Genomic DNA, 16,532 nt, shown 5'->3' on the forward strand with positions numbered 1-16,532 from the left:
AAGAGCCGCGAACACCCGTGAAACAGGGCCATGCCGGCCCCCAGGAATTGAGGTTGCGACATGGCCGTCCAACAGAACAAAGTCTCGAAATCGCGCCGCAACATGCGCCGCGCTCATGATTCGCTCGTTGCAGGCAATCCGAACGAATGCCCCAACTGCGGCGAACTCAAGCGTCCGCACCACGTCTGTGCCGCCTGTGGCCACTATGCCGAGCGCGAAGTCGTGGCCATGGTTGAGGAAATCGACCTGGAAGACGACGCCGCCTGAGACACGGACCGGGGGCAGCGGCTGAATGGGCGCTCTGAGCCATCACAGCGGAACCGGCGCGGAGCGCATCATCATCTCGGTTGACGCCATGGGCGGCGATCAGGGGCCATCGGCTGTTGTTGCCGGCATGGCGCTGTCCGCCCAGAAGAACCCGGTCATCGGCTTCGTCATGCACGGACCGCGCGACGAGCTTGAACCGCTTGTCGCCAAACGCCGCGAACTTGCGGGCCGCGTCGAGATTCGCGACGCGACCGAAGTCGTCTCGATGAGCGACAAGCCCAGCCAGGTCGTCCGGCACGGGCGCAACACCTCGATGTGGTCGGCGCTCGAGTCCGTACGCGCGGGCGAGGCGACGGTCTGCGTTTCCTGCGGCAACACCGGCGCGCTGATGCTGATGTCGGTCATGCGCCTGCGCAAGCTGCCCGGCATCTACCGTCCCGCCATCGCGGTGATGTGGCCCTCGCAGAACCCGCAACAGCACAACATCATGCTCGACGGCGGGGCCGATATCCGCGCCGACGCCAAGGATCTGATGCAATATGCGTTGATGGGGGCATCCTACGCGCGCAATGGCTTTGGCCTTGCCTGCCCGCGCATCGGCTTGCTCAACGTGGGCACCGAGGAGCACAAGGGCCGCGCCGAACTCCGGGAGGCGCATGATCTCATCGCCGCCAATGCCCGCATCGCCGATTTCGAGTTCGTGGGCTTCGTCGAGGGACGCGACCTGCCCGGCACGAAATGCGACGTGATCGTGACCGACGGCTTTACCGGCAATGTCGCCCTCAAGACGGGCGAGGGAACGGCGGCGCTGATCGGCAACCTGCTGCGTGAAGCCTTCGCCTATTCGCCGCTGTCACGACTGGCATCGCTGCTGGCGCTCACTTCGTTGCGGCGGCTGCAAAAGCGCGTCGATCCGCGCCGCGCCAATGGCGGGGTGTTTCTCGGACTCAACGGCACCGTGGTGAAATCCCACGGTGCCGCGGATGCGACCGGCGTATCCTCCGCGATCAAGCTGGCTTTCGAACTGGCGCAGTCGAACTTCACCGAACGTCTTGCCGCCCGCGTCGCCGCCGCCGCCCCCCTCGAACCCGACGACACGGCCAACGATCCCGAGGGAGAGCCCCAGACATGACCCGCCGCGCCGTTCCTGTCGGCATCGGGCACTACCTGCCCGAGCGCATCGTCCCGAATGCCGAGTTCGAGCAGTCGCTCGACACGTCCGACGAATGGATCCGCACCCGTTCGGGCATCGAGCGCCGCCACTTCGCCGCCGAGGGCGAGACCACGTCGCACATGGCCACCCACGCCGCCCGCGCCGCACTTGCCCATGCCGGAATCGCGCCGGGGGAGATCGACGGGGTGATCGTCGCCACCTCCACCCCCGATCTGACCTTTCCCTCGGTCGCCACCATGGTGCAAAGCGATCTCGGCATGACGCGCGGTTTCGGCTTTGACGTGCAGGCGGTTTGCGCGGGCTTCATTTATGCGCTGTCCACCGCCAACGCCATGATCGTCTCCGGGCAGGCCGACCGGATGCTGATCATCGGCGCGGAAACCTTCTCGAGGATCATGGACTGGTCCGACCGCTCCACCTGCGTGCTGTTCGGCGATGGCGCGGGGGCGCTCGTGCTCGAAGCGCAGGAGGGCACGGGCGAGAACAGCGATCGCGGCATCCTCTCGGTCGATCTCAATTCCGACGGGCGCTATCGCGACATGCTTTATGTCGATGGCGGAGTGTCCACCACCGGCAGCGCCGGAAAATTGCGGATGCAGGGCAATGCGCTGTTTCGTCAGGCGATCGAGAAACTTGCCGCCACAGCCGAGACCGCGCTAGGCAAGATCGGCCTTTCGGGTCGTGACGTGGATTGGATCGTGCCGCATCAGGCCAATATCCGCATCATCCAGGGCACTGCCCGCAAACTCGATCTGCCGATGGAGCGCGTGATCGTCACCGTGCAGGATCACGGCAACACCTCTGCCGCGTCGATTCCCCTCGCCCTTTCAGTGGCCGTCGCCGAGGGCCGGATCAAGCACGGCGATCTGGTGCTGTCCGAGGCGATCGGCGGCGGCCTTGCCTGGGGCGCGATCGTCCTGCGCTGGTGATGACTACAGAAATCTGCGAAAAACCGCGCCAATCCCAGGCCTTCCAAGCCATTGACATTGACTTGTAAAATCCTTCGCCGCAGAATGCCCCGAAAAAAGCGGGGATGGTATGGCCAACAAGACACTCACACGCATGGACCTTAGCGAGGCGGTTTTCCGCGAGGTGGGCCTGTCGCGCAATGATGCCGCCCAGATGGTGGAATCGGTGCTCACCCACATGTCCGACGCGCTCGTGAGGGGCGAGGCGGTCAAGATTTCGTCCTTCGGCACCTTTTCGGTGCGCGACAAGACGGCCCGCGTCGGGCGCAATCCCAAGACCGGCGAAGAGGTGCCGATTCAGCCGCGCCGTGTGCTGACTTTCCGGCCCTCGCACCTGATGAAGGACCGAGTCGCCATCGGCAACAAGAGCTGAGGACAGGCGCGCCCATGGCCAAATCCGCCGACGCCTTCCGCACCATCAGCGAGGTGGCAGAGTGGCTTGAGGTTCCGGCCCATGTGCTGCGGTTCTGGGAAAGCAAGTTCACCCAGGTCAAACCCGTCAAGCGCGCGGGCGGGCGGCGCTATTACCGCCCCGCCGACATGCGCCTGCTGGCCGGGATCAAGCAATTGCTGCATGATGAGGGGATGACCATAAAGGGCGTGCAGAAGATGCTGCGCGAAGAAGGTGTGCGCCATGTGAGCGCCCTCGCGCCTGGCTGGTCCGACGAGGATGAGGCGCACCAGAGCAACTCCGGCGCTCAGGTTCTCAGCTTTTCGCGCGCCGGCGGGCCAGAGGCCAGCCCGATCACCGCACCGGACGCAGCGCCATCCGAAGCCGACGCTGCTGTCCCGCCCGCCTTGGACGCGGCGCCCGATGCCGGTCCAGGGGCCGGTGTGCGCGACGAGCAGGACGCCGCACCGGACCAGCCCCAGAACACCCTTTGCGCGCCCCTGCCCGACCTGCCCGGTGACCCGCCCGATGCGGTCGCCGCAGATCCCGGCCCGCTCAGCCGCCTTGCCGCCCTGCGCCGCCCGCTCGCCGCGCCCTTTGCGCGGCGGCTCGCCGCGATTGCGCAAGACCTGCGGGCGCGCTCGGATGCCGGACAATAAGGCACAAGAAATTTGCCCCTCCCCCCTTGCTCCTGCCCGCAAAACCGGTATGAACGGCGCATCGTCGGGCTATGGCGCAGCCTGGTAGCGCGTCCGTCTGGGGGACGGAAGGTCGCAGGTTCAAGTCCTGCTAGCCCGACCAAAATCGCCGACGATCCCGCCAGAGGCGGTCCGCGGGGCCTGCATGGGGGAAGAGTATGACGGGCGTTCTGTCCAGTCAGCAGTTGCGCGGCCTCATCGACGGGGGCGCGGTCTGTGCCGATATCGCTATCCTGCCCGAGCAGATTCAGCCCGCCAGCCTTGATCTGCGACTTGGCTCTGTCGCTTATCGCGTGCGCGCCTCCTTTCTGACCGGCGCGGGGCGCTCTGTCGCTGACCGGCTGGATGAATTCGGAATGCACCGGATTGCACTCGATCCCGGAGCGGTGCTGGAAAAGGGTTGCGTCTATCTGGTTCCACTGATGGAACGGCTTGTCTTGCCAGAGGGCGTGCAGGCCGTCGCCAATGCCAAATCCTCCACCGGGCGGCTGGATCTTCTGACCCGCACAATCACCGATGGCGGCACCGAATTCGACCGCGTGGCACCCGGGTATCGCGGTCCACTCTATGCCGAGATCTGCCCGCGCTCATTTTCCGTTCTGGTGCGGCCCGGCATGCGCCTCAACCAGATCCGCTTTCGCGCGGGACAGGCTGTGCTCTCCGATGACGCCCTGCGCGCCCTCCATGCCGAGATGCCGCTGGTGGATGGTCCGGCGGTGATTGACGGGGGCCTGGGGTTTTCCGTCGATCTGCGCCCCGAAGCGGGCACGCTTGTGGGCTACCGTGCCAAGCCGCATACCGGCGTGATCGACCTTGACCGCGTCGGCCATTACGCACCGGCCGATTTCTGGGAAGAGGTGCATACCGAGACCGGCCATATCATCCTCGATCCCGGTGCGTTCTATATTCTCGTAAGCCGCGAGGCCGTGCATATCCCGCCCGCCTGTGCCGCCGAAATGGCCCCCTTCGTTGCCATGGCGGGAGAGTTCCGCGTGCATTACGCGGGTTTCTTCGATCCCGGCTTTGGCCATGCGGCGGCCGGGGGCGCGGGCTCTCGCGGCGTGCTCGAGGTGCGCTGCCACGAGGCGCCCTTCGTGCTTGAACATGGTCAGATCGTCGGGCGCCTCGTTTACGAGAAGATGGACCAGATCCCCGATCAGCTTTATGGCGCGGGCATCGCGTCGAATTACCAGGGACAGGGCCTGAAGCTGTCGAAGCACTTCAAGCGGTGATCCTGCCTGGTTTCATAAACGCGGCGCACACCGCACCAAATGACACGACCCCACCGCACTGCGTGGTGCAACGCACTGCATGACGTAACGCTCTGCATGACGCCACCACGCCTTGCCGTGTGATCCGACCCCACCGCACCGCATGACGCAAACGCCGCTTGCCGTGTGCTGGCAAGGACGCTGCATGCTGCAAGACGGCCCGCAGCATCCAACCAGCACATTTGAAGCACCCGCTCAGAACCGCCCGATCCGGCGCCCCAGCTTCATCGCCTGCCGTGTGCGTTGCGCGGTCTTGCGTCCATCGGGGCCTGAACGCGCGGTTTCGCCCGACATTGCATCCATGCCCTTGTTGATGCCCTGCCGCAACAGCCGCTGCACGACCATGCGGATCACCATGTTGATCATCTGACTGGCGTTCATCGCGCCGTTCCCTTCTGGCTACCTCCTCTTTCACTTAGGCGAAAACCTTGCGGATTTCATGGCAGTCTCGCGTGAAATCCCTGAGAAATCGTTAAGAAAGGAAGAAATGACCGATCAGTCCTCGAAAAGTTCGTTCTGCCCCGGCGCGCCCTCATCCTCGTCGCCCTCGCCCGGCTGTCCCAGCCCCCCCGGCGGCGGGCGGTTGTCGAGCAGTCCCGCCGCGCGCAGCTCTTTCAGGCCCGGCAGATCACGCGCGCTTTCCAGACCGAAATGGTCAAGAAAACCCTCGGTCACAACGAATGTCACCGGACGCCCCGGCGTCATCTTGCGCCGACCGAAACGAATCCATTCCATTTCAAGAAGCTGATCGACGGTTCCGCGACTGACCGAGACGCCGCGGATCTCCTCGATCTCGGCGCGTGTCACCGGTTGATGATAGGCGATGATGGCCAGCGTCTCGATCGCCGCACGGCTCAACTTGCGCGTCTCGACTACCTCGCGGCGCATCAGATAGCCAAGGTCCGGCGCTGTACGCATGGCCCAGCCATCGCCCACCTTGACAAGGTTAACCCCCCGCCCCTCATACCTTTTGCGCAGATGCACCAGCGCCTCGGCGGGGTCGCAACCATGCGGCATCCGCGCCGCCATCTCACGCGTGTCAAGCGGTGTGGCAGAGGCAAAGAGCATCGCCTCGATCATGCGTTCCTGCTCCGCCATGGGCGGTGCCTCGAACAGGCTTTGTTCTTTATCATCAATATCCTGCGACACGTTTCTAATCCTTTCGTCGCAGTTCCAGAGGCGCAAATATCCCCGATTGGCGCAGCTCTGCGCTCCCCTCCTTGACCAGCTCCAGCGCGGCCGCAAAGGTGGACGCAGTGGCCGAACGCCGGCGCGCGGGATCACCGGAAAACCCCTCGGGCAGGTAGCTGACGATATCGGTCCATGCCCCGGCAAAGCCGATCAGCCCACGCAATCGCTCAAGTGCCTGTTCCATCGTGAAAATCGCATCGCGGTCCATGACAAATGGGCGAAATTCGTCGCGGGTGCGGATGCGCGCATAGGCCTGCATCAGATCGAGCAACGTTGCCGTATAACGCGTCTCGCGACGGCGCGTCACATCTTCGGGCAGGCCGCGCGCGAAGAAATCGCGCCCTAGCCGATCGCGCCCCATCAGCCGCGCCGCGCAATCGCGCATCGCCTGCAATCGCTCAAGCTGAAACGCCAGATGCGCGGCCAGTTCCTCGCCCGATGGCCCCTCCTCTGTGGGATCCGGGGGCAGAAGGAGGCGCGATTTCAGGAACGCGAGCCAGGCCGCCATCACCAGGTAATCGGCGGCAAGTTCCAGCCGCAGCGCCTTGGCACGTTCGACGAAGGCGAGGTATTGCTGCGCCAGGTGCAGGACGGAAATGCGCCGCAGATCAACCTTTTGCGTGCGCGAGAGCGTCAGGAGCAGGTCAAGCGGCCCTTCGAATCCGTCAACATCGACGATGAGCGCCTCTGCCGCCCGCCGCTCGGCCAGAGGCACCGGCCTTGCCCCGTCGTCGAAATCATTCTCAGCCATGCACCCGCCCGCCCGTCAGCGCATCAAGCTGCGCCGCAAGGGCGAAAATGTCAACCGGATCGGGGCTGCAGCGGCAGGCCATCGCGCGCTCTGCCCGCACCTGAGCGGCCTCTGTCATCTCGCCCGCCGCCTCGACCACGGTCCTGCGCTCGGCCAGCGTGCCGTTGCAATGCAGGATCATGTCACAGCCCGCCGCGAGCGCCTGCCGCGAAAGCGCGGCCAGATCGCCAGAGAGGGCCTTCATCGCGATATCATCGGTCATCAGCAGGCCGTCAAAGCCAATCTCGTCGCGGATCGTGGCAATGAGCGTGGGAGAGAGCGTCGCGGGGCGATCATCGAGCGCGGCATAGACCACATGCGCGGTCATCGCCATGGGCAGATCGGAAAGCGCCTTGAATGGCTTGAAATCAATGTCTTGAAGGTCTCTTTTCATGCATTCCACGCGCGGCAGATCGTGGTGGCTGTCCGCACTCGCGCGCCCGTGGCCGGGGATATGCTTGACCACCGGCAGGACACCGCCGGCAAGCAGGCCCTCGGCCACGGCGCGGCCGATGTCGGCCACCCGTCCCGCTGCCTCGCCATAGCAGCGGTTGCGCAGAAAGGGATGGGTCGCGGACCCTGCCACATCCACCAGCGGGGCGCAGTTGCTGTCGATGCCAAGCGCGTGAAGCTCGGCCGCGATGAGACGGTAGCGCAGATACATCGCCTCTGGCGCCCGCTCACCGGCCGCCGCCACATGATCGAGCGGCGCGGGCCAGTCGCGCCAGACCGGGGCGCGCAGGCGCTGCACGCGCCCGCCCTCCTGATCGATGGTGATGACAGCCTCGTGCCCGGCGGCCTCGCGCAGCTCGGCGATGAGTGCGCGAACCTGATCGGGCGTGTCAATATTGCGCGCGAACAGGATGAATCCGAAGGGGCGCGTATCCCTGAAAAATGTCCTTTCCTCGGGTGTCAGCCGCAGGCCACTCGCGTCAAGAATTACCGCGCCATAGCGGCTCACCGTGTCACCACCGGGATGCAATCGGCCTTTTCCGCCTGAAGCGCCGAGCAGAAGCGGCGCGCATCGGCCAGATCCTCGAAGCCGACCGCACGCAAGCGATAGAAGGTCCGCCCGCCACTCTCGGCGCGCTGCACCACCCGCGACTTGCCATCGAGAAGATCGCCAAGACGCGCGCTCAACCGGTCCCATTCAGCGCGCGCCACCTCGGCCGATTCATAGGCGCCAAGCTGCGCCAGACGCGTGCCAATCGGCAGGCTCTCCGGTTCAACGTCCCCCGTCGGGGCGCCTGTGGCGGCGGCGAGCGCGAAGGCGACCGGATCCGCGGTCGCGGGGCGCGGGCGCGGGCGCAGCGACTGTCCCAACCCGCCACTGACGGCGGCAACCAGTATCGGCGCGGGCGCGGGGATGGGTTCGACCACCTCCTCCCGCACCACAGCGAGATGAACATCGGCAGGCTGCGGGCGCGCCACCGGGGCCACCCGTGCCGGATCAGGGGCAAGGTTCGGGGAATCTTCAGCCACAAGATCAAGTGGTTGCGGGGCAATGATCACCTGATCCGGGGGCGGCTCGGCCGCGCCATCGGCCGCGATCCTGTTGACGGCCAGTCCCTGATGCGCGGCGGGATGCCCGCCCGGCTCTTCGGGTGCCTCGCGCATGGGCCCCTCAAGCGCGCGCACCACCGGCACGCCCGAGACATCGCGCATGACCATGCCATAGCCCCAGATCCCGATCCCGCCGACCAGGGCCAGAGAGATCACCGCACCAGCCATATTCGTGAGCCCCGCAAGGGATATGCGACCGGGTTTATGGGCGCTATACGCGCCGGAAAGGTGGAAATCCGCCATTCTCTGCCTCTCGTTCTCCAGCGATACGTTGCCGCCGGGGATTATCTGCCTGCTCAAGTCCGGCGGCGGCGGCGTTCAGCGCATCTCGTCCACCGGAGTGACGCCAAGGATACCAAGACCGGCGCAAATCACAACCGTCGCCGCGCGCACAAGGGCGATTTTTGCGCGGCTTGTGGCCGGATCGCCCTCTTGCAGGAAGCGCAGCGACGGGTCGTCATGGCCGCGGTTCCACAGCCCGTGCAGCTCGGCGGCCAGATCGTAGAGGAAAAACGCCACGCGATGCGGCTCATTGGCGCGCGCGGCGATCTCGACCAGGCGCGGCCATTCGGCGATCTTGCGGGCGAGTGCCAGCTCCGCCTCGTGGGTCAGAATCGACAGGTCCGCCCCGGCGAGTGTGGCGTCATCCACCTCGATCCCCGCATCCTGCGCCTTGCGCAGAACCGAATTCACACGCGCATTGGCATACTGCACATAAAAGACCGGGTTATCCTTTGATTGCTCGAGCACCTTGTCGAAATCGAAATCCAGGGGCGCATCGTTCTTGCGGGTCAGCATGACAAAGCGCGTCACATCGGGGCCCACTTCGCCCACCACATCACGCAGGGTGATGAAGGTGCCCGCGCGCTTGGACATCTTGAACGGCTCGCCTTTCTTGTAGAGCTTGACCAGTTGGCACAGCTTGATATCAACCGGCACGCGGCCATCCGAGAGCGCCGAGACAGCGGCCTTCATCCGCTTGACATAGCCGCCGTGATCGGCCCCGAACACGTCAATCAGAAGATCGTAACCTCTTGAAATCTTGTCATAATGATAGGCGATATCGGGGGCGAAATAGGTCCAGCTCCCGTCCGATTTCATGATCGGGCGGTCCACGTCATCGCCATGCTCGGTGGACTTGAACAGCACCTGCTCGCGCGGCTCCCAGTCCTCGGGCGTCTTGCCCTTTGGTGGTTCCAGCACGCCGCGATAGATCAGGCCCTTGCCACGCAGCTCTTCGATGGCGCGCTCGATGAGGCCGGTGCCGTAAAGCGATTTTTCCGAGAAGAAGTGATCCATCTCGACGCCAAGCAGCGCAAGATCCTCGCGGATGAGGGCCATCATCGCCTGGGTCGCGAACTCGCGCACCGGTTCAAGCCAGACCTCCTCGGGCTGGTCCACATACGCCCTGCCCACCTTCTGCATGAGCGCGTGCCCCACCTCGATCAGGTAATCGCCCGGATAGGTGCCCTCGGCAAAGGCAACCTCCTGCCCGTGCGCCTCAAGATAGCGCAGATAGACCGACCGCGCGAGAACATCGACCTGTGCGCCGCCATCGTTGATGTAATACTCGCGCGTGACCGCGTGGCCCGCGAAATCGAGAAGGCTTGCCAGTGCGTCACCAAAGACCGCGCCGCGCGTGTGGCCAACATGCAACGGTCCGGTTGGATTGGCCGATACATATTCCACATTGACGCGCTTGCCCCGCCCCATGTCGGAGCGACCGAACCTGGTGCCCTGCCGCAGCGCCGCGCGCAACGCTTCGTGCCAGAGCGACGGCACAAGCCGCAGGTTGAGAAAGCCGGGGCCGGCCACCTCGGCGCTTGTGATGCGCGGATCTTCCACCAGCCGCACCGCCAGCGTCTCGGCGATGTCACGCGGCTTGCGTCCCGCAGGCTTGGCCAGCACCATGGCGGCGTTTGTGGCCATATCGCCATGGGCGGCATCGCGTGGCGGCTCGACCGCGACCCCAGCCATGTCAAGCCCTGCGGGCAGCGCGCCGTCGGCCTGCATCCGGGCCAGGGTATCCAGCACGAGGCAGCGAATATCGTCAAAGAGGTTCATGGCACGCCTTTCATCCGTCGATCCGGGCCGGTTTATCATCCAGCACCCGGGCGTCAATCATCCCGCGCGCCCAGGCGCCGGCTTCTTCTGGTCGCAAGTAGCCCGCGGAGAGCCGCGCGCCCATACCAATGCCGCCTCGGCCCGCTCCGGGCAAGCCGCCGAGTCCCGCGTCCACAACGGCGCGCCCCGCAGGCCCTGCGATGCGCAGCATGCTGATCCGCGCCCGACCACCCGCTTCGGCCTGCACGTGCGGCACAAGGGTGCAGAGCGCGGCGTCAAAGGCGTGGGCCTCGGCGGGTGCTCCGGCATCGGCGGCCCGGGTCACGATCAGCACCTGTCCAGCCCCGCGCGCAAGCGCCGGCAACAGGCCGCGTGTCAATGCCGGAATAGCCGCCACCACCGACCCCGGACGCAATCGCGCGCGCAAGGGCTGAAGATGGACCAGCAGATCGACCGGCGTCTCCCCCCATGCCGCGCCAAGCGTGCGGCACTTTCCGGGATGCAGCACATCAAGAACCAGTGTCTCTATGCGCGCCGGACCCTTCCGGGCAAGCGTCATGGCGCGCGCGCCTGACCGCTCGATCCCCACGACCTGCGCGCCCATACGCGCGTATGATACAGCCATGTCCCGTCCGACGGCACAACCCGCCGCAGCAATCAGGACCGTTGGCCCCGAACTCCCCTCATACACACGCAAACCCTTTACTCATTACGCATCCCGCGCCTGACCTAGCGTTCGCCACCTGACGCAATATACCCGGTGCAAAGCGGCTGCAAAGTGTCTGTTGATGACCCGCATGGACATTCCCAATTGAGGGATGAGCCGCGCGGGTGGCAGGAGGCCAGCGTCAGCGCAAGGCCATTCAACGCCCCTGGCCTTCTAGATTTCGCCAACATGGCGCGCCTGCTCAATACCGGGTAACTTATGTCAGGTGGCGAACACTAGACCCTGAGGCCCCCCCGATCAACGCGGCAGATGTTCCGGACCGGCCCCACCGATCAGCCGCGCATGGCTCTGGAGAGCGAAACGATCGGTCATACCGGCGATATAGTCGCTCACCAACCGCGCCAGCGCGGTGCGGTCGGGTGCGCGCGCCACATCGGCGCGCCACTCATCGGGCAGGTGCTGCGGCTCTTCGAGGTAGAAGGGAAAGAGGTCGCTTACCACCTCATGCACCATGGCGCGCATCTCGTTGACGGTGGGCGCGCGATACATGCGGGCAAAGAGAAACGCCCGGATCACCTGCAAATCCTGCCAGAGCGCGGGTGAAAACCGGATCACCGGCGCGCCGAGCGCACGCAGCGCCGCAACATCGGCGGGCGCGGCATCGGCCAGCCGCGCGCGGCTTGTCGCAATCACATCGCCCACCATCTCGCCGAAGACACGGCGCAGCGCCTCGTGACGGCGGCGCTTGGGATCAAGGCCGGGATAGCGCCGGTCCACCTCTGCAAAACAGTCCCTCACGATGGGCAGGCCCGCGATATCCTCGTCGGTGAAAAGCCCCGCCCGCAGTCCGTCGTGCAGGTCGTGATTGTTATAGGCAATGTCATCGGCAATCGCGGCCACCTGCGCCTCGGCCCCGGCATGGGTGTGCAGTTCCAGATCATGGCGCGCATTATACGCGGCGAGCGCATAGGGCAGCGGCCCCGTGACCGGCCCGTTATGCTTGGCGATGCCCTCGAGTGTCTCCCATGTCAGGTTCAGCCCGTCGAACCCGGCATAATGCCGCTCCAGCATCGTCACGATCCGCAGCGCCTGCGCATTGTGGTCAAAGCCGCCATAGGGAGCCATGAGCGCGGCGAGCGTATCCTCGCCCGCATGGCCGAAGGGCGTGTGGCCCAGATCATGCGCCAGCGCCACCGCCTCGGTCAGCTCCGCATTGAGGCCGAGCGCACCCGAGATGGTGCGCGCGACCTGCGCCACCTCGATCGAATGGGTCAGGCGCGTGCGGTAGTAATCGCCCTCATGCGCGACAAAGACCTGCGTCTTGTGCTTGAGCCGCCGGAAGGCCGAGGAATGGATGATCCGGTCGCGGTCACGCTGAAAGGGCGAGCGAAAGGCGCTTTCTTCTTCGGGGATGAGGCGGCCGCGCGTCTCATCGGGGTCGGTCGCAAAGGGGGCACTCATGGGTAAGGGTCCTTGTCGCGGCGCGCGTGATTCATATATTGCAGAGTAAGCAAAGAGATGAAACCATCGAGGATCGCCATGCACTTGCCCCCCAAGGTCACGCCCCGCGCCTTTGCCCGCCTCGCCGAGATCGGCGCGGGCGCACAGGGCCAGGCGCTGCGCGTCGCGGTCGAGGGCGGCGGCTGTTCAGGGTTTCAGTACGACATCCGGCTTGACGCGCCCACCCCCGACGACCTGATCCTGGAAAGCGAGGGCCAGCGCGTCGTGGTGGATGCGGTCTCGTTGCCCTTTCTCGCCGGGGCGGTCATCGACTTTTCCGAGGAACTGATCGGCGCGCGCTTCGTCATCGAGAACCCCAACGCCACCTCCTCCTGTGGCTGCGGCACGTCGTTTTCGATCTAGCTGATCGCGACGCGGGACGGTTACGCCGGATCGCTCTGTCAGCACAGCAAACGCCCCTCGTGTCCACGCACGAGGCGTCGGGCAGGAGACATGCCGCCCCCCACCACAGCCAGTTCTGGAAACAACGACAGAAGTTCCGCGCGCAACGCCGTCCCTTCCCGGCACAGATAATCCCCCACCAGAAAACTCTCGGTCGCCAGCCCCTCGGCATAGACGATCTCATGGGCATCGAACATGACATGGACATAGGTCACGCTGGCACAGGGTGCACGGTGGATGGTATCGCCGTTGACCAGCATATGCGCGGGACACAGAACTTCGTCCTCGGCAAGAAAAAGTTGCGCGCGCCAGTCGCAGAGCAGGACCCTGTGCTGGGGCGAGACGCGAATCTCGCCATGATCGCCAAGCGCGGCGGGGGCAAGGCGCACCGGCGCGAAATCCCCTACTCCGGGCACGGTGCGCTGCCCGATCCAGCGCACCGGGCACGCGCCATGATCACGCGTCAGCACCCTGTCTCCCGGCCTGAGGTTCTCGACCGCGACCAACCCGCCCGGCACGGCGATCATCGTGCCCGCAACGAAACAGGGCGGCCCAAGGTCAGAGAGCGGAAACTGCGTGCTCTTGGTGACGAAAGTGCGGGCGGTGATCGTGCCATCGGTCAGCACCGACCCGTCACTGGGCGTGAAATAACGTGACCCATCGGCGGTGTAGAAGGTGACACCGGTGATCTGAATGCCGTCGAGGGTGATGGTATCGCCCACCCAGACCGCCGTGACATTGCTGCCATTAACCTGATCCTTGCCATCGGCGCGGATGAACCCATCGTCATCGGCGTCATTGATCTGCATGGTAATAATGGTCGCGACGAAAGGCACCTTGGTATAGCCGGGATCGAAATTGTCCGCGATGGTCTGGTCTGTATAGATCGCCAATGAACACACTCCTCAACTGCGATGACACATATTCCACAGATTTCTTTAGAAAGCGTTTGCGCGCACATTGTGCCGAATAGCCGAAACGAACACGGCTTCCGCCCGCGCGCCTCGCCCGCCAGAGATCGCTTGAAACCCGCGTTCCGGACGGCGATAGATAGCAAAACCGGAGACCCCGAATGAAGATTGCCTGTTTCAACATCAACGGCATCAAGGCCCGCCATGCGGCGCTGTGTGACTGGCTGGATGAGGCCGCGCCTGATGTGGCGCTGTTGCAGGAGATCAAGAGCGTCGATGAGGGGTTCCCGCGCGAAATGTTCGAGGAGCGCGGCTATAACGTGGAAACCCATGGGCAAAAGGGCTTCAACGGCGTGGCGATCCTGTCCAAGCGCCCGCTTGAGGATGTGACGCACGGCCTGCCCGGCGACGACGCCGATGAACAGGCCCGCTGGATCGAGGCGACGGTGATGGGCGAGACCCGCGCGCTGCGTGTCTGCGGCCTCTACCTGCCCAATGGCAACCCCGCACCGGGCCCGAAATACGACTACAAACTGCGCTGGATGGAACGCCTCTATGCCCGCGCCCGCGCTCTTCTGGCGACCGAAGAACCGGTGCTCATGGGGGGCGATTACAACATCATCCCGCAGGACGAGGACGCCGCCCGCCCCGAGGCATGGGCCAAGGATGCGCTGGCCCTGCCCGAGAGCCGCGCCGCCTTTCGCCGAATCCTCAATCTGGGCTTCACCGAGGCGTTCCGCGCCCGTGTGCAAGGGCCGGGGCATTACACATTCTGGGATTATCAGGCGGGCGCATGGGAGCGCAACAACGGCATCCGCATCGACCATTTCCTGCTCAGCCCGCAAGCCGCAGACCTGATGACCGACTGCGGCATCGACAAGGCCGTGCGCGGGCGCGACAAGCCCTCCGATCACGTCCCCCACTGGGTCGAGATCGACGCCTGACGCGCCCGGCCCCTACTTACACCGAGCGCATCCGTGGCGCGCGCCATTTGGCGCTGGTCTCGACAATGAGATCAGTGAGCGCCCAGACCAGCGCATCCACCCGGTCGGGGCTGCCGCGCCCCTCATAGCCGCGCGCGGTCATGGCGCACATCTGATCCTCCAGCTTGCCCAGGCCCCGCAGGTGGTGCACGCGGCCCTGCTCGTAGAGCGCGGCCACCGGTTCGGCGCGCACCACCTTGCCGCGGCTCGCGTGGACCTTGCGCAAGGATACCAGCGGATCGACCTGCCGGATCACCTGTTCCACCAGATCGCCACCCTGATTGACCTCGGCCACCAGACGGTCCGCCCCCCAGCGATCCATTGCGCGGATCGCGGCCTCGGCCCATTGCGCGGGGCTTGCCCCCTCGACGCTGGCATCCTCCAGCACCCAGACCTGCCAGTCCTGCACCGGCCCGCGCGTCATCGCCCCCGCCACCACGATCCCGCAGGCATCAGAGCCGCCATGGCCCGTGACCGGCGGATCAATCGCCACGACGATGCGGTCAAGGGCCGGGGCCTCGGTCACGCGCCCCGCCTCGATCAGCCGCGGCGTCCAGAGCGCATCCTCGGCCTCATCCAGCAGAACGCCATCAAGCTCCTGCCGGCCAAGCCGCGTGCCCGCATAGCGCGCGCGCACCTCCTCAAGGAAACCCTGCGCCAGATTGGCCGCGTTGGCCTCGGTTGGCGCGCTTGTCACCACGGTGCTGTCACGCTCCAGCAACTCCTTGAGAACGCCCACATTGCGCGGCGTGGTGGTGACGCAGACGCGGGGATCGTCGCCAAGGCGCAGGCCGAATTGCAGCATGTCCCAGGTCTCTTGCGCGCGCTTCCACTTGGCCAGTTCATCCACCCAGGCGCCGTCGAATTGCGGGCCGCGCAAACTTTCCGGCTCATGCGCGGAAAACACCTGCGCGATGGCCCCGTTGGGCCAAAGCAGCCGCTTGCGCGTGGCCTGCCATTCGGGGCGGCGATCAGGGGGTGAGCAGGCCATGATCCCGCTCTCGCCAAAGATCATCACCTCGCGCACCTGATCGACCGTCTCGCCCACCAGTGCCATGCGCGCACAGCACCCCGGATCAAGCGGGCGCGCGCCCTCGACCTGCGCGCGCACCCATTCCGCACCCGCGCGTGTCTTGCCCGCGCCGCGCCCGCCAAGGATCACCCATGTGCGCCAACCGCCCTCGGGCGGCAACTGGTGCGGCATGGCCCAGAACTCGAATATCCACGGCAGCGCGAACAGCTCACCCTCGGTGAGGGCAGCGAGAAAGTCCTCCTGTGCATCGGGCCCTTCTGAGACGATCCAGGCGGCAGCCGATTTCATGTCGGGCCGCGTCGAGATCGATGGCGTATCCGTGGGCAATGCCACGCTCCTGTTGTCTGCGTTTGTCAAGTTGCGCCTCCGCTTCAATGGCGATCTTGAGCCACTGCCGGATCTCGGCGGTGGCCCGTGTTGCATTCTTCAGTTCTCCGAGATCCCCAGCCCGGATTCTCAGGTAAAGCTCTTCCAGTTCCCCGCGCATGTCCGCGAGTTGCTGCTCGAGCGCGTTGATCGAGGTGGTCAGCCCCGAAGGCCGCTCCTCCGGGGTGATCAGAACCATGCGTGTCGCTGCCTCATGCCGTTGCCTTTCGCCCAGGGTCTCCGCCCGTGCCGACACGAAAAAACGGCCTCCGGGGGCACCCCCGGGGCCGTTT

Annotated in this window: 19 protein-coding genes and 1 tRNA gene; 9 read left to right on the forward strand and 11 right to left on the reverse strand. The window is 65.3% G+C overall.

The genetic code is table 11. The features are described from left to right. Window positions 1–60 precede the first annotated feature (60 nt). The 7 genes from rpmF (at window position 61) to KAK09_RS02315 (ending at window position 4,730) form a co-directional block, all read left to right on the forward strand. Window positions 61–267 carry a 50S ribosomal protein L32 gene (gene rpmF / locus KAK09_RS02285; RefSeq protein ID WP_210877205.1) on the forward strand — a complete coding sequence of 69 codons (207 nt, stop codon included), beginning with the start codon at window positions 61–63 and terminating at the stop codon, window positions 265–267. 25 nt (window positions 268–292) lie between these two features. Continuing rightward, on the forward strand, window positions 293–1,399 hold the full coding sequence (gene plsX, locus KAK09_RS02290; protein ID WP_210877206.1) for a phosphate acyltransferase PlsX: 1,107 nt from the start codon (window positions 293–295) through the stop codon (window positions 1,397–1,399). Continuing rightward, window positions 1,396–2,370 carry a beta-ketoacyl-ACP synthase III gene (locus tag KAK09_RS02295; RefSeq protein WP_210877207.1) on the forward strand — a complete coding sequence of 325 codons (975 nt, stop codon included), beginning with the start codon at window positions 1,396–1,398 and terminating at the stop codon, window positions 2,368–2,370. Before plsX ends, KAK09_RS02295 begins: the two co-directional genes overlap by 4 nt. A 109-nt stretch (window positions 2,371–2,479) precedes the next feature. Continuing rightward, a complete protein-coding gene (ihfA, locus tag KAK09_RS02300) occupies window positions 2,480–2,782 on the forward strand; it encodes an integration host factor subunit alpha (RefSeq protein WP_210877208.1) in 303 nt (100 codons plus the stop codon). A gap of 14 nt (window positions 2,783–2,796) precedes the next feature. Next, window positions 2,797–3,459, forward strand: coding sequence for a MerR family transcriptional regulator (locus KAK09_RS02305; RefSeq protein ID WP_210877209.1), 663 nt, complete (start codon window positions 2,797–2,799; stop codon window positions 3,457–3,459). Between the two features lie 65 nt (window positions 3,460–3,524). Beyond that, window positions 3,525–3,601: transfer RNA gene (locus KAK09_RS02310), tRNA-Pro, on the forward strand. A gap of 55 nt (window positions 3,602–3,656) precedes the next feature. Next, complete coding sequence (locus KAK09_RS02315; protein ID WP_210877210.1) at window positions 3,657–4,730, forward strand: 2'-deoxycytidine 5'-triphosphate deaminase; 1,074 nt, start codon at window positions 3,657–3,659, stop codon at window positions 4,728–4,730. Window positions 4,731–4,964: 234 nt separating this feature from the next. Here KAK09_RS02315 and KAK09_RS02320 read toward each other — a convergent pair whose 3' ends face one another. The 8 genes from KAK09_RS02320 to KAK09_RS02355 form a co-directional block, all read right to left on the reverse strand. Then, the gene (locus KAK09_RS02320; RefSeq protein WP_210877211.1) at window positions 4,965–5,150 is read right to left on the reverse strand and encodes a hypothetical protein; all 186 of its coding nucleotides are present in this window, start codon (window positions 5,148–5,150) and stop codon (window positions 4,965–4,967) included. 114 nt (window positions 5,151–5,264) lie between these two features. Beyond that, window positions 5,265–5,867, reverse strand: a complete 603-nt coding sequence (gene scpB, locus KAK09_RS02325) for an SMC-Scp complex subunit ScpB (protein ID WP_210877367.1) — start codon at window positions 5,865–5,867, stop codon at window positions 5,265–5,267. A 55-nt stretch (window positions 5,868–5,922) separates the two neighbouring features. Further along, window positions 5,923–6,711: a segregation and condensation protein A gene (locus tag KAK09_RS02330; RefSeq protein WP_210877212.1), complete on the reverse strand. Its 789-nt coding sequence runs from the start codon at window positions 6,709–6,711 to the stop codon at window positions 5,923–5,925. Then, window positions 6,704–7,711, reverse strand: a complete 1,008-nt coding sequence (gene nagZ, locus KAK09_RS02335) for a beta-N-acetylhexosaminidase (RefSeq protein ID WP_210877213.1) — start codon at window positions 7,709–7,711, stop codon at window positions 6,704–6,706. The genes KAK09_RS02330 and nagZ overlap by 8 nt, the downstream gene beginning before the upstream one ends. Next, the gene (locus KAK09_RS02340) at window positions 7,708–8,469 is read right to left on the reverse strand and encodes an SPOR domain-containing protein (protein WP_336244406.1); all 762 of its coding nucleotides are present in this window, start codon (window positions 8,467–8,469) and stop codon (window positions 7,708–7,710) included. The genes nagZ and KAK09_RS02340 overlap by 4 nt, the downstream gene beginning before the upstream one ends. Window positions 8,470–8,631: 162 nt before the next feature. Then, complete coding sequence (gene argS, locus KAK09_RS02345; RefSeq protein ID WP_210877215.1) at window positions 8,632–10,377, reverse strand: arginine--tRNA ligase; 1,746 nt, start codon at window positions 10,375–10,377, stop codon at window positions 8,632–8,634. Window positions 10,378–10,387: 10 nt separating this feature from the next. Next, window positions 10,388–11,002, reverse strand: a complete 615-nt coding sequence (locus KAK09_RS02350) for a hypothetical protein (RefSeq protein WP_210877216.1) — start codon at window positions 11,000–11,002, stop codon at window positions 10,388–10,390. 339 nt (window positions 11,003–11,341) lie between these two features. Next, a complete protein-coding gene (locus tag KAK09_RS02355; RefSeq protein ID WP_210877217.1) occupies window positions 11,342–12,505 on the reverse strand; it encodes a deoxyguanosinetriphosphate triphosphohydrolase in 1,164 nt (387 codons plus the stop codon). A 78-nt stretch (window positions 12,506–12,583) separates the two neighbouring features. Here KAK09_RS02355 and KAK09_RS02360 point away from each other — a divergent pair, with 78 nt between their 5' ends. Then, window positions 12,584–12,907 (forward strand): HesB/IscA family protein, encoded by a 324-nt coding sequence (locus KAK09_RS02360; protein WP_210877368.1) that lies wholly within the window; start codon window positions 12,584–12,586, stop codon window positions 12,905–12,907. A gap of 38 nt (window positions 12,908–12,945) precedes the next feature. Here the strand turns inward: KAK09_RS02360 and KAK09_RS02365 are convergent, their stop codons facing one another. Further along, window positions 12,946–13,839 (reverse strand): Hint domain-containing protein, encoded by an 894-nt coding sequence (locus KAK09_RS02365; protein WP_210877218.1) that lies wholly within the window; start codon window positions 13,837–13,839, stop codon window positions 12,946–12,948. A 179-nt stretch (window positions 13,840–14,018) separates the two neighbouring features. Between KAK09_RS02365 and xth the strand changes: the two genes are divergently transcribed. Then, the gene (gene xth, locus KAK09_RS02370; protein ID WP_210877219.1) at window positions 14,019–14,801 is read left to right on the forward strand and encodes an exodeoxyribonuclease III; all 783 of its coding nucleotides are present in this window, start codon (window positions 14,019–14,021) and stop codon (window positions 14,799–14,801) included. Between the two features lie 16 nt (window positions 14,802–14,817). Here xth and KAK09_RS02375 read toward each other — a convergent pair whose 3' ends face one another. Both KAK09_RS02375 and KAK09_RS02380 read right to left on the reverse strand, forming a co-directional pair. Then, window positions 14,818–16,161 (reverse strand): DNA-packaging protein, encoded by a 1,344-nt coding sequence (locus KAK09_RS02375; protein WP_210877220.1) that lies wholly within the window; start codon window positions 16,159–16,161, stop codon window positions 14,818–14,820. Then, window positions 16,082–16,438, reverse strand: coding sequence for a hypothetical protein (locus KAK09_RS02380; protein ID WP_210877221.1), 357 nt, complete (start codon window positions 16,436–16,438; stop codon window positions 16,082–16,084). Before KAK09_RS02380 ends, KAK09_RS02375 begins: the two co-directional genes overlap by 80 nt. Between the last annotated feature and the right edge of the window lie 94 nt (window positions 16,439–16,532).

The organism is Roseovarius autotrophicus, from assembly GCF_018069895.1.
GTDB lineage: Bacteria > Pseudomonadota > Alphaproteobacteria > Rhodobacterales > Rhodobacteraceae > Roseovarius > Roseovarius autotrophicus.